Annotated in this window: 11 protein-coding genes; 5 read left to right on the top strand and 6 right to left on the bottom strand. The window is 70.9% G+C overall.

Annotated features, from left to right (window positions below; all coding sequences use genetic code 11):
* Positions 1 to 77: 77 nt before the first annotated feature.
* The 3 genes from ACWFR4_RS09170 to ACWFR4_RS09160 all read left to right on the top strand — a co-directional run bounded on the left by ACWFR4_RS09170 (position 78) and on the right by ACWFR4_RS09160 (position 3,484).
* On the top strand, positions 78 to 1,955 hold the full coding sequence (locus ACWFR4_RS09170; RefSeq protein ID WP_453651696.1) for a trypsin-like peptidase domain-containing protein: 1,878 nt from the start codon (positions 78 to 80) through the stop codon (positions 1,953 to 1,955).
* A 238-nt stretch (positions 1,956 to 2,193) separates the two neighbouring features.
* On the top strand, positions 2,194 to 2,646 hold the full coding sequence (locus ACWFR4_RS09165; RefSeq protein ID WP_376540815.1) for a sec-independent translocase: 453 nt from the start codon (positions 2,194 to 2,196) through the stop codon (positions 2,644 to 2,646).
* Positions 2,647 to 2,815: 169 nt separating this feature from the next.
* On the top strand, positions 2,816 to 3,484 hold the full coding sequence (locus tag ACWFR4_RS09160) for a hypothetical protein (RefSeq protein WP_453651694.1): 669 nt from the start codon (positions 2,816 to 2,818) through the stop codon (positions 3,482 to 3,484).
* 65 nt (positions 3,485 to 3,549) lie between these two features.
* Here the strand turns inward: ACWFR4_RS09160 and ACWFR4_RS09155 are convergent, their stop codons facing one another.
* The 3 genes from ACWFR4_RS09155 to ACWFR4_RS09145 are packed head-to-tail and all read right to left on the bottom strand — an operon-like array spanning position 3,550 to position 6,575.
* Positions 3,550 to 4,683: an Mrp/NBP35 family ATP-binding protein gene (locus tag ACWFR4_RS09155; protein WP_453466613.1), complete on the bottom strand. Its 1,134-nt coding sequence runs from the start codon at positions 4,681 to 4,683 to the stop codon at positions 3,550 to 3,552.
* 43 nt (positions 4,684 to 4,726) lie between these two features.
* A complete protein-coding gene (locus ACWFR4_RS09150; protein ID WP_453466615.1) occupies positions 4,727 to 5,302 on the bottom strand; it encodes a DUF1003 domain-containing protein in 576 nt (191 codons plus the stop codon).
* Positions 5,289 to 6,575: a magnesium transporter MgtE N-terminal domain-containing protein gene (locus tag ACWFR4_RS09145; RefSeq protein WP_382998393.1), complete on the bottom strand. Its 1,287-nt coding sequence runs from the start codon at positions 6,573 to 6,575 to the stop codon at positions 5,289 to 5,291. Before ACWFR4_RS09145 ends, ACWFR4_RS09150 begins: the two co-directional genes overlap by 14 nt.
* A 177-nt stretch (positions 6,576 to 6,752) precedes the next feature.
* Here ACWFR4_RS09145 and ACWFR4_RS09140 point away from each other — a divergent pair, with 177 nt between their 5' ends.
* Positions 6,753 to 7,505, top strand: a complete 753-nt coding sequence (locus ACWFR4_RS09140) for a hypothetical protein (protein ID WP_453651692.1) — start codon at positions 6,753 to 6,755, stop codon at positions 7,503 to 7,505.
* A gap of 21 nt (positions 7,506 to 7,526) precedes the next feature.
* On the opposite strand, the gene ACWFR4_RS09135 is transcribed toward ACWFR4_RS09140, so the two are convergent.
* Both ACWFR4_RS09135 and ACWFR4_RS09130 read right to left on the bottom strand, forming a co-directional pair.
* Positions 7,527 to 8,027, bottom strand: coding sequence for a hypothetical protein (locus ACWFR4_RS09135; RefSeq protein ID WP_453651862.1), 501 nt, complete (start codon positions 8,025 to 8,027; stop codon positions 7,527 to 7,529).
* 101 nt (positions 8,028 to 8,128) lie between these two features.
* Positions 8,129 to 9,244 carry a magnesium and cobalt transport protein CorA gene (locus ACWFR4_RS09130; RefSeq protein WP_453466621.1) on the bottom strand — a complete coding sequence of 372 codons (1,116 nt, stop codon included), beginning with the start codon at positions 9,242 to 9,244 and terminating at the stop codon, positions 8,129 to 8,131.
* 461 nt (positions 9,245 to 9,705) lie between these two features.
* On the opposite strand from ACWFR4_RS09130, the gene ACWFR4_RS09125 reads away from it, so the two are divergent.
* On the top strand, positions 9,706 to 10,302 hold the full coding sequence (locus tag ACWFR4_RS09125; RefSeq protein ID WP_116510288.1) for a suppressor of fused domain protein: 597 nt from the start codon (positions 9,706 to 9,708) through the stop codon (positions 10,300 to 10,302).
* Between the two features lie 12 nt (positions 10,303 to 10,314).
* On the opposite strand, the gene ACWFR4_RS09120 is transcribed toward ACWFR4_RS09125, so the two are convergent.
* A complete protein-coding gene (locus ACWFR4_RS09120; RefSeq protein WP_453466622.1) occupies positions 10,315 to 11,580 on the bottom strand; it encodes an MFS transporter in 1,266 nt (421 codons plus the stop codon).
* Positions 11,581 to 11,714 lie beyond the last annotated feature (134 nt).

Below are 11,714 nucleotides of genomic sequence, written 5' to 3'. Positions count from 1 at the left end.
CGGTCCGATTGGGGCGATCGCCGTGTGGCTGCCCGCGGGTCGTTGCCGCGGGCCAGGTGTGGGGAGAGCGGCGGAACATGGACGAGGGGAAGCCCACGAAGGCGAAGTGGTGGAGCCGTCCCCGGCCGACCGGGAGTGCTCCACGCGACGACGGGGACTTCGAGCTGGCCGAGCCGGCGCCCGCGCCTGTGGTGTCGGGCTCAGGGGATGTGTCCGATGCCACAGAGACCCTCGCCGGGAACGGTGAGGGCGCGGTTGACGGGGCGTCGGTTGCGGGCGCGTCTGCCGGTGATGGTTCCGGTGACAGCTCTGCCGTTGTCGATGTGGTGACTGCTGAAGCTCCCGGTGGTCCCGCGCAGGTGGCCGATTCCGCTGTCGCCGAGGGGTCTGCAAAGGCGCCCGGTGAAGCCGTAACGGTTGATCAGGGTGCCGTGCAGCAGACGCGGCCGCGTCCTCTGCATGCCCCGGACCCCTACGGCACGCCGCCTTACGGTGAGCCCGGGCCCTGGGCGCCTGCGCCGCCGGTCCAGCACCCGGCCGCCGCCACGCCCGCACAGGGCACGGCCATGCCGTCCCCGGCCCACGGCACGCCCATGCCGCCGGCGCACGGCACCCCGCCGCCGTACGCCGGCGGACCGACACCCCACGCCGCCCCGTACGCCCCGCACCCGGCGGATCAGGCACCGGTGCCCGTCGAACAGCAGGCCCACCATGCGGCGCCGCCGCTCACGGGCGGTTCGGCGGCGGGCGGACCCGGGATCAACCCGCCCCCGCCCGGAGGGCCCTGGCAGCGGTACGACCCCTGGAACGCGCCCGCCCCCGCGGACGGGCAGCGGCGTGGGACCAGGCGGGGGCGGCGGCTGCTCGTCGTCTGGACCGCCGTGGTCGCGCTCGTCGCGGGCGGGATCGGTGGCCTCGTCGGCACGTATCTGGAGCGCGACGGCTCGTCGGCCGACGTGGAACTGCCGCAGGCCGACACCGAGTCCGTGAAGCGCGACCCCGGCAGCATCGCCGGTATCGCGGCCCGCGCCCTGCCGGGCGTCGTCACGATCCACGTCAGCGGTTCCGACGCCCAGGGCACCGGCACAGGCTTCGTCCTCGACGCCCAGGGCCACATTCTCACCAACAACCACGTCGTCGAACCGGCCGGCAGCAGCGGCGACATATCGGTCACCTTCAGCGGAGGTGAGACCGCCAAGGCCGAGGTGATCGGCCATGACTCCGGCTACGACCTCGCCGTCGTCAAGGTCGCCGGCGTACGCGGGCTCAAGCCCCTCGCGCTCGGCAACTCGGAGAACGTCCGGGTCGGCGACCCCGTCGTGGCCATAGGCGCGCCCTTCGACCTGGCCAACACGGTGACCTCCGGGATCATCAGCGCCAAGGAGCGGCCCATCACGGCCGGCGGCGAGAAGGGCGACGGCAGCGACATCAGCTACGTCGACGCGCTGCAGACCGACGCGCCCATAAACCCGGGTAACTCGGGCGGTCCGCTGGTCGATGCGCAGGGCCGCGTCATCGGCATCAACAGCGCCATCCGCTCCGCCGGCAGCGGCTCGGACCTGGAGGGCGGTCAGGCCGGCTCGATCGGCCTCGGTTTCGCCATCCCCATCAACCAGGGCAAGCGTGTCGCCGAGGAGCTGATCAACACGGGCCGCGCGACCCACCCTGTGATCGGCGTCACGCTCGACATGGACTACTCGGGTGACGGAGCCCGTGTCGCGACGAAGGGCAACAACGGCGGTTCGCCGGTGAATCCGGGCGGCCCCGGGGCCAAGGCCGGGATCGAGGGCGGCGACGTCGTCACCGCGGTGGACGGGGCGCGTATCCACTCCGCCGAGGAACTCATCGTCAAGATCCGGTCCCACCGGCCCGAGGACCGCCTGGCCCTGACCGTGGAACGGGACGGCAAGGAGCGCAAGGTCGCCCTCGTCCTCGGCTCGGCGGACGGCAGCTGACGGGGCAATCGACGACGCGCGACAAGCGCCCCACCGCGGCCCTGGCCCGCCCCCCAGAGGGCCGGGACGGGACCTCGGTGAGGCGCCGGCGGCAAGCGCTTGTGCGACGGCTGAGCCCAGACGTAGCCCAGTGGCTACCGGACGGACAGCAACGCCGGGTACCGTGGACCCGGTCCGGAATCCGGAAGACCTGCCACGGAGACCTGCTGCGGGCCTGAGGACACGCTAGGAGCGCAAGGTGTTCAACGACATAGGCCCACTCGAGCTGCTGACGCTCGTCGTCCTCGCGGTGCTCGTCTTCGGCCCGGACAAGCTGCCGAAGGTCATCCAGGACGTGACGCGCACGATCCGTAAGATCCGCGAGTTCTCGGACAGCGCCAAGCGGGACATCCGCGAGGAACTGGGCCCGGAGTTCAAGGACTTCGAGTTCGAGGACCTCAACCCGAAGACGTTCATCCGCAAGCATCTGGACAACGACGAGCTCGGGCTGAAAGAGATCCGCAACGGCTTCGACCTGAAGAAGGAGATGGCCGAGGTCACGGAGGCCGTGCAGAGCGCGGACGAGGCGTCGTCCGGCTCCGGGGCCGCCGCCGCGTCGTCCGGTTCTGCTCCTGCCAAGATCGACATGCAGAAGAAGCCGGAGAAGCCGGCGGCGGACGACCACCCGCCGTACGACGCCGACGCGACCTGAGGCGTCCCGACTCGCTGCGCAGCCGGCGACCCGCCCCGTGCACCTGCCGGAACCCGGGGTCGCGTACCCGGGTGTGGCATCCTGCCTTGTTGTTGCGCGGATCGGTGGCGAGGACGCCCGAGGGGGGTGGGCCGCCGCGGTCCGACTGAGCGAGGAGGCGGCCGGGTACATGGAGACGACGAGTCGGGTAGGCGCGCAGGCGCCCGCGGCGGAAGGGACCCCCGAGGTCCTGACGGCCCGGCGCACGGTCGACGGCTACCTGCTGGCGCCCTTCCCGTGGTACGGCCTCGACGAGGCGTACACGGGACCGCGGTGGCTGATGCCGGTCGGCACCTCGGCGGAGGGCGCCGTGGAGCACGGTTCCATCCGGCACGGCGACGAGCCCACCCTGCGGAGCGAAGGACCGGCAGGAAGGGACGCCAAGGAGCGGTTCGTGGTCGTCGTGACCGTGGCGGCCAGCCCCGTCCGGCGCAGCGCCGACGGCACGGGTGTCCTGGAGGCGACCTCGGTCTCCTCGGCGGCCTGGCTCGCCGGGGTCGGCCTGCTCAACGTCACGTGGCCGGGGCAGATGGACCACACCCTGCGCGACGACTGGCTGGACCAGCAGACCGAGACGGCGTGGGTCCTCGCGGACGACCTCGAGGGCGCGGACTGGACGATGCTGTCCCTGCCGGTGGACGGCGTCCCGGTGCCGTTCCACTACCGGGAGTCGGAGTTCGGCTGGGTCCTCGCCGGGTCGACGCAGGAGGGCGTGCACCTGGGGGCGTACGGGCGCGGCATGAGCGCGTACGGCCTGGGCTTCTCGATGATCAAGGACATCGGCGCCTACGAGGCGTAGAGGTTCCGAGTACGCCGATGGGGCACGGTCGCGATGACCGTGCCCCATCGGCGTACTCCCTGAGGTCAGAACTTGTTGCGCGGGGTGATTCCCAGCGACATGCCCGACAGGCCGCGCTGGCGGCCGCCCAGCTTGCCGGCGATGGCGCGCAGGGCGGAGCCCGCGGGGGATTCGGGGTCGGAGAGGACCACCGGCTTGCCCTCGTCGCCGCCCTCGCGCAGCCGGACGTCGATCGGGATGGAGCCGAGCACCGGCACGTTCGCCCCGGTCGTCCTCGTCAGGCCCTCGGCGACGCGCTCGCCGCCGCCCGTGCCGAACACGTCGACCATCTCGCCGCAGTGCGGGCACGGCAGGCCCGCCATGTTCTCGACGACGCCGACGATCTTCTGGTGGGTCTGGACGGCGATGGAGCCGGCGCGCTCGGCGACCTCGGCCGCCGCCTGCTGGGGCGTCGTGACGACGAGGATCTCCGCGTTCGGGACGAGCTGCGCGACGGAGATCGCGATGTCGCCCGTACCCGGCGGCAGGTCGAGGAGGAGGACGTCCAGGTCGCCCCAGAAGACGTCGGCGAGGAACTGCTGGAGCGCGCGGTGCAGCATCGGGCCGCGCCACACGACCGGCGCGTTGCCCGGGGTGAACATGCCGATCGAGATGACCTTCACACCGTTCGCGGACGGCGGCATGATCATGTTCTCGACCTGGGTGGGACGCCCCTCGGCGCCCAGCATGCGCGGCACGCTGTGGCCGTAGATGTCGGCGTCCACGACGCCGACCTTCAGGCCGTCGGCGGCCATCGCGGCCGCGAGGTTCACCGTCACCGAGGACTTGCCGACGCCGCCCTTGCCGGACGCCACCGCGTACACACGGGTCAGCGAGCCGGGCTTGGCGAAGGGCACCTCACGCTCGGCCGTGCCGCCGCGCAGCGCCGTGGCGAGCTCCTTGCGCTGCTCGTCGCCCATCACGTCCAGCGTGACGTCGACGCGCGTGACGCCCTCGACTGCCGCGACCGCGTCGGTCACGTTCTTCGTGATGGTCTCTCGCATGGGGCAGCCGGAGACGGTGAGGTACACGGTGACCGCGACCGCGCCATCCGCGCCGATCTCCACCGATTTGACCATCCCCAGCTCAGTGATGGGTCGCTGGATCTCGGGGTCGTTCACCGTCGCCAGTGCTTCGCGCACCGCGTCTTCCGTAGCCATACGCCGATAGTACGGCGCGGTAACCCTTGTCCGGAAAGACCTGTCAGCGGTCGTCTACGTCACGTCCGTGACGTGCGTCGTGCGTGGAGGCGGCCGGGAAGGTGACGCGCTGGTCCTCCAGCTCCTTGAGCAGGTCGTGGAGTTCGGAGCGGATCCAGTCGCGGGTGGCGACCTCGCCGAGGCCCATCCGCAGGGCGGCGACCTCGCGGCTGAGGTACTCGGTGTCGGCGATGGAGCGCTCGTTCTGCTTGCGGTCCTGTTCGAGGTTGACCTTGTCCCGGTCGTCCTGCCGGTTCTGCGCGAGCAGGATGAGCGGAGCGGCGTACGAGGCCTGGAGCGAGAGCATCAGGGTCAGGAAGATGAACGGGTACTGGTCGAAGCGCAGGCCGCTCGGCGCGGAGACGTTCCACACCACCCACGCGATGATGATCACCGTCATCCAGACGATGAACCGGCCCGTCCCCAGGAAGCGGGCGATGCGCTCCGAGAGGCGTCCGAAGGCCTCCGGGTCGTAGTCGGGCAGCAGCTTGCGGCGCGGGGGGCGCGGCAGGTCGAGCCGGAAGCGCGGCGCCCGCGCGGTCTCGGGGCGGCCGTCCCGCTCGCGTTCAGCGGGCGCCATGGTCCACCTCCGCGTCGGCCAGGTGGAACTCCTGCTCGCGCCAGTCCTCCGGCAGCATGTGGTCGAGGACGTCGTCCACGGTGACCGCGCCGAGCAGCGAACCGCTCTCGTCGACGACGGGCGCCGCCACCATGTCGTACGTCGCGAAGAACCCGGCGACGACCGGGAGTGCGGCGGACGGCGCGAGGGCCTGGAGGCCCTCGTCGAGCATCGAGGACACCAGCGTGTACGGGGGATCGCGCAGCAGCCGCTGGAAGTGCACCGTGCCGAGGTACTTGCCGGTGGGCGTCTCGTCCGGCGGCCGGCACACGTACACCTGCGCGGCCAGCGCGGGGGAGAGGTCGGGGTTGCGGACCCGGGCCAGCGCGTCGGCGACGGTCGCGTCGGGCCGCAGCACGATCGGCTCGGTCGTCATCAGACCGCCCGCGGTCTTGTCCTCGTACGCCATCAGCCGCCGCACGTCGGCCGCGTCCGAGGGCTGCATCAGCGCGAGCAGCCGCTCCTTGTCCTCCTCGGGCAGCTCGCCGAGCAGGTCGGCTGCGTCGTCCGGGTCCATCTCCTCCAGGACGTCGGCGGCGCGCTCCTCCTTGAGCTTGCCGAGGATCTCGATCTGGTCGTCCTCGGGCAGCTCCTCGAGGACGTCCGCGAGGCGCTCGTTCGTGAGGGCCGACGCGACCTCGGCCCGGCGCTTGGGGGAGAGGTGGTGCAGGACGTTGGCGAGGTCGGCCGGGCGCAGCTGCTCGAACGTGGCGAGGAGGTTCTCGGCGCCCTGCCCGTGCTCGTCCAGCGAGAACCCGTCGACGGCCGACCAGTCGACGGTGAGCGTCTCGCCCTTGGCGCGGCGGAAGGTGCCACCGCCCTTGCCCTTGCGTACGAAGACCCGGTCGATCTCCCAGTCCCTGCGGGCCGGCAGCTGCTGGACGGAGACGTCCAGGACAGTCACCTCCTCACCGGACTCGACGAGCCGCACCCGCCGGTCGAGCATCTCGCCGAGGACGAGCCGCTCGGTGGGCCGCTGCTCGAAGCGCCGCACGTTCAGTACGCCGGTGGTGATGACCTGGCCGGACTCGATGCCGGTCACGCGGGTCATCGGCAGGAAAATGCGGCGCCGCGTGGAGAGCTCCACGACGAGCCCGAGCAGCCGGGGCGGGCGGCGGCCGACGCGCAGCATGGCGACGAGATCGCGGACGCGCCCCACCATGTCGCCGTTGGGGTCGAAGACGGCGATGCCGGAGAGATGCGAGACGAAGATCCGGGGGGCGCCTGCCGCCATGCGCCGCGCCTCCTTTACATCCTCATTTGTCCTGAAGGTGTCCTTCAGGCTAGCCCGTCCCGGTCCCGTGCGCCTTTGCGCTGCGTCCGGACGGACTGGCTCCGTTCACCGCAGGTGACACGGGTACGCTGCCGTTCTGCCGCCGAGCAAGACGTCGTACGAGAGGTAGCGCGAGCCGTGACCGTACTTCCCCTGGCCCGCCGTTCCCCTGGGATCTTTCTGGTGGGAGTGATGTGCCTCGGGCTCGCGGCATGCAGCGGCGAGGATCCGGACGCGGGCACGAACGGCGTCGCCGAACTGACCGCCCCGAAGATCCAGAGCCGCACCGTCAAGGCCGCACAGGGTGCCGGGGCCGTCCATCTGTCCGGCACGGTCGTCAGCAGCGGGCACGCGTACAAGATCGACATGCGGCTCAAGGACGAGGGCGGCACGGGATCCGTCACGACGGGCGGCCGGACCTTCCAGTTGCTACGGGTCAAGGAGCATCTGTTCCTGAAGGCCGACGCGGACTTCTGGACGCACCAGGACAGCAAGGGTTCGGGCAGCACGGCGCAGGGGGGCACGGCAGCCGCAGCGGACAAGCTCGACGGCAAGTACGTCAAGGTCCCGCAGGGCGACCCCGCCTACAAACGCCTGAGCGGCTTCACCGTCAAGGGCGCGCTCCTGGACGGACTGCTCACCCTGCACGGCAAGGTGGAGAAGGGCGACCGGGGTTCGGCGGGCGGCGTACGCACGGTCGAACTCACCGGCGACAAGGGCGCCGGCGGCACGCTCGACGTCTCCCTCGAGGGCACCCCGTACCCGCTGCGCCTGGAGCGCGCGGGCGGCGCCGGCACACTTCAACTCACCGACTGGGGCAAGGACTTCACGCTCCGCGAGCCGGGCAAGGGCGACATGGTGGACTACGGGGCCCAACTCCCGACGTCCTGAGTCACCGAGGGTCGGCTCGCTCTACTTCCCGCGCCGCTTGCGGCGGAGCAGGAGGTGGGGGAGCGCCGCGGGGGCCTCGCGACGGGTGGTCGCGGTCGTGGCGAGCGGCGCCGCGGCCAGCGTCTCGGACGACGGCGGGACCGTGGTCCCCGTCGGCTCCAGGCGGAGCACCCGGCACTCGTGTGCCCAGCGCTCCGGCATCGCCTCGCCGTCCGGCGCGTTCAGGCGCTTGCCCTTCAGCTCGGCGACGGCCGCCTCCCACCCCTCGGAGTGCGGGGCGAGCTCGACGACCCTGGCCGCCCAGCCCACGAGGCGCCCGCCCTTGTCCTTGCTGCGCACGGTGACGGTCGCCGCCCCGCCGTCGGTGAGGCCGGGCAGCGGCTGCTCGCCGGGCCCGTCGCCGACCAGGTTCGCCGCGCCCTCGTGCCACACGTGCCACAGGGCGCGCTCGGGGCCGGAGGCGCCCCGTACCCAGATGAGGCCGGACTTCTTGGTGGCCTCCTCGACGAGGGCCTGGTCCATCAACAGGGGCGCCGCGGAGCGGCTCGTCGAGGGGCCGCGGTCGGGAGAGGGGCTGGCCTGATCCGTCATGGGCGCCAGCCTAGAGCCTCTCCTTCGGCCGTTCAGAGCCACCCGTTCCGCTTCAGGATGCGGTGGATCGCGAAACAGGCGCCCACCGTGACGCCGAGGACGAGCGGGTAGCCGAACCGCCAGTGGAGCTCCGGCATGTGCTCGAAGTTCATGCCGTACACGCCACAGACCATCGTCGGTACGGCGATGATCGCCGCCCAGGACGTGATCTTGCGCATGTCCTCGTTCTGCGCGACGGACGCCTGCGCGAGGTTGGCCTGGAGGATGGAGTTGAGCAGTTCGTCGAAGCCGACGACCTGTTCCTGCACGCGCGCGAGGTGGTCGGCGACGTCACGGAAGTACTTCTGGATGTCCGGGTCGACGAGCCGCATCGGCCGCTCGCTCAGCAGCTGCATGGGCCGCTGGAGCGGAGCCACCGCCCGCTTGAACTCGAGGACCTCGCGCTTGAGCTGGTAGATCCGCCCGGCGTCGGTGCCGCGCGGAGCGCCCTTGCCTGTCTGCGAGAAGACATCCGTCTCGACCTCGTCGATGTCGTCCTGCATCGCGTCGGCGACGGCGAGATACCCGTCGACGACGTGGTCCGCGATGGCGTGCAGGACGGCGGACGGGCCTTTGGCGAGCAGCTCGGGGTCGTCCTGGAGCCGGTGCCGCAGCGCCCGCAGCGAGCCCTGGCCGCCGTGCCGGACGGTGATGAAGAAGTCCCGGCCGGTGAAGCACATCACCTCGCCGGTCTCCACGACCTCGCTCGTCGCGGTGAGTTCGGCGTGCTCCACGTAGTGGATGGTCTTGAAGACGGTGAACAGGGTGTCGTCGTAGCGCTCCAGCTTGGGGCGCTGGTGGGCGTGTACGGCGTCCTCGACGGCGAGCGGGTGGAGCCCGAACTCGGCTGCGATACCAGCGAATTCGGACTCGGTCGGCTCGTGGAGACCGATCCAGGCGAAGCCGCCGTCGCGGCGTGCCTTGAGGATCGCTCCGCCGGGCGTCAGGCAGTCGCTGTCGCGGACGCGGGCGCCGTCGCGGTAGACGGCGCAGTCGACGACGGCTGTGGACGTCGACGGGTCGCGGGTGGTGTCGTACGGGGCTGACGTGCTGCCGGTCTCGCGCGGCGCGGGGCGGACGGCGGCACGCAGGTCACGGATCATCGACATGGGCAGGCTCCTTCGCGGGCGGGAGCCGCCGGTGGCCATACGGGTCGGCGCTAACCGGAATGAGGACGTCCTGACTGCGGATCCTGTGTGCACGTCCACAAAGCGGGGAGCGCCGCACCGGCGCGGTGGCGGCTTCGCTACTGATTCAGATCAGGCGGAAACGAAGTGCTCTTCCGTGGTGCGCAGACAGACTCGAGCGTGCGCGGAAAGCCGGGAAAATGCGGCTCAGTGGCCGGAAGAGCGGGTGGTACTGCACGGTCGACTTCGGTCCATTGCAGCCCCACCTCCTCCAGCCGGTCCCCCGTGAGGGACGACGTCTCATCCCTCGCAGGGGACGCATGTAGGTCAGGGGCTCGAAAGCAACGCTTGGCGTGCTGCCCCGACCAGCGGCCAAGACTATCAGCCGACTGAAGAAGCAAGCCCAGCCTTTACCCATTGGATGCGAGTTCTATGCTCGCGTCATGGGAGATGTTCTTGCTCTGGTCGAGGCCCGGCTGCGTACGGCCCTCGGTGAACCGGACGCGCGCGCCGCGGTCACGTTCCTCGGCACCGACCGCATCGAGGTGCTGCGCTTCACGGACGCGGCGGACACCGGCCTCGTGCGCTACGCCACGCTCGGTATGTCGGCGGCCCCCATGGCCGACCCGACGTCCGCGCTAGCCGACCCGCTCAAGGGCCCGCGTGCGGAGCTCGTGCTGTCGGTGCGCGCCGGTCGCGCCGACACCGACAAGGTGCTGCGCCCGCTCGCCGTGCTCGCCGCGTCGCCGCAGGTCGAGGGGGTCGTCGTGGCCGCGGGCGCCTCGCTCGACGTGGGTGAACCCCTGTGGCCCGGCGCCCCGTTCACCTCGGTGCTCGTCGCGGAGTCCGGGGGCCTCGTGGAGGATCTGGAACTGGACGATCCGCTGGATCCCGTACGGTTCCTGCCGCTGCTGCCGATGACGCAGAACGAGGCGGCGTGGAAGCGGGTGCACGGCGCGGCCGCCCTCGAGGAGAAGTGGCTGAACAGCGGAACGGACCTGCGCGATCCGCTGCGCAGGTCAGTGTCCCTGGATCAGTAGGGGCAGTAGGCGTCAGTTCGCGAAGACGGAGATCCCGTCCTCGCCGGCGTGCTGCGGCGCCAGTTCCTCGGCCTCGTGGGTGAGCGCGCTCCTGCGCACCCACACGACGACCGCGCCGAGCAGCGCCGTGACCGCGGCGACCACGAACGGGATGTGGATGTCGGTCCACTCCTCGATCTTCGGCGCGAAGTACGGGGCGGCCGCGGCGGCGAACCAGCGCACGAAGTTGTAGCCGGCGCTCGCCACGGGCCGCGGCGCGTCCGAGACGCCGAGCGCGAGCTCCGTGTACACGGTGTTGTTCACGCCGATGAAGGCGCCGGACACGATCGTGCAGACGATGGCGGCGGTGTGGCCGCCGTACCCGAGGACCAGGACGTCGGCGGCGAGCAGGACCAGTGAGCCGCCGAGCACCTTGAGCGACCCGAAGCGGGCCTGCATGCGCGGCGCGACGATCACCGAGAAGAACGCGAGCAGCACACCCCAGGCGAAGAAGACACCGCCCGACTTGTACGGGGTCATGTTCAGGACGAACGGCGTGAAGGCCAGGATCGTGAAGAACGTGTAGTTGTAGAAGAAGGCCGAGACGGCGGCCGAGGCGAGCCCGCCGTGGCCGAGCGCCTTGATCGGGTCGAGGATCGAGGTCTTCCTCGCGGGCCTGGGCTGTTCCTTCAGGAACGCCGTGATGCAGAGGAAGCCGATGGCCATCAGGGCCGCGGTGCCGAAGAACGGGTAGCGCCAGCTGGCGTTGCCGAGCAGCGCGCCGACCAGCGGGCCGCAGGCCATGCCGAGGCCGAGCGCGGACTCGTAGAGCAGGATCGCGGCGGCCGAGCCGCCGGCCGCGGCGCCGACGATGACGGCGAGGGCGGTCGAGACGAACAGCGCGTTGCCGAGGCCCCATCCGGCGCGGAAGCCGACGAGCTCACCGACGGAGCCGGAGGTGCCGGCCAGCGCGGCGAACACCACGACGAGCGCGAGCCCCACGAGCAGCGTCTTCTTGCCGCCGATCCGGCTGGAGACGAACCCGGTCACGAGCATCGCGACGGCGGTGATCAGGAAGTACGAGGTGAAGAGCAGGGAGACCTGGCTGGGCGTCGCCTCGAGGCCCTTGGCGATGGAGGGCAGGATCGGGTCGACGAGGCCGATGCCCATGAAGGCGACGACGGATGCCCCGGCGGTCGCCCAGACCGCCTTCGGCTGACGCAGCAGGCTGGTCGCCCCTGCGTCCAACGTGTCCCCTTCGGCGGGACCTCCCGCACTTCCGGTACTGCTGTGGCTCATGCCGGCTCCTCGCGTTCGTGTGTCGTTCGCACGGAGATCGCTCGTGATCGTCGGCGACCGTGAGCAATCGTTGGCGTATACACATAATAAATTAGCTCGGCTAATTAATGCAAGGTACATCTAATTTTTCCTGG

Source organism: Streptomyces sp. NPDC055140 (assembly GCF_053607285.1).
The sequence above is the reverse complement of the archived record's forward strand: the minus strand, read 5'-3'. Positions and strand labels throughout refer to the sequence as shown.

Coding starts and splice junctions, on each gene's coding strand:
- ACWFR4_RS09170 (WP_453651696.1), top strand. CDS start 78: ATGGACGAGGGGAAGCCCACGAAGGCGAAGTGGTGGAGCCGTCCCCGG.
- ACWFR4_RS09160 (WP_453651694.1), top strand. CDS start 2,816: ATGGAGACGACGAGTCGGGTAGGCGCGCAGGCGCCCGCGGCGGAAGGG.
- ACWFR4_RS09155 (WP_453466613.1), bottom strand. CDS start 4,683: ATGGCTACGGAAGACGCGGTGCGCGAAGCACTGGCGACGGTGAACGAC.
- ACWFR4_RS09150 (WP_453466615.1), bottom strand. CDS start 5,302: ATGGCGCCCGCTGAACGCGAGCGGGACGGCCGCCCCGAGACCGCGCGG.
- ACWFR4_RS09145 (WP_382998393.1), bottom strand. CDS start 6,575: ATGGCGGCAGGCGCCCCCCGGATCTTCGTCTCGCATCTCTCCGGCATC.
- ACWFR4_RS09135 (WP_453651862.1), bottom strand. CDS start 8,027: ATGGACCAGGCCCTCGTCGAGGAGGCCACCAAGAAGTCCGGCCTCATC.
- ACWFR4_RS09130 (WP_453466621.1), bottom strand. CDS start 9,244: ATGTCGATGATCCGTGACCTGCGTGCCGCCGTCCGCCCCGCGCCGCGC.
- ACWFR4_RS09125 (WP_116510288.1), top strand. CDS start 9,706: ATGGGAGATGTTCTTGCTCTGGTCGAGGCCCGGCTGCGTACGGCCCTC.
- ACWFR4_RS09120 (WP_453466622.1), bottom strand. CDS start 11,580: ATGAGCCACAGCAGTACCGGAAGTGCGGGAGGTCCCGCCGAAGGGGAC.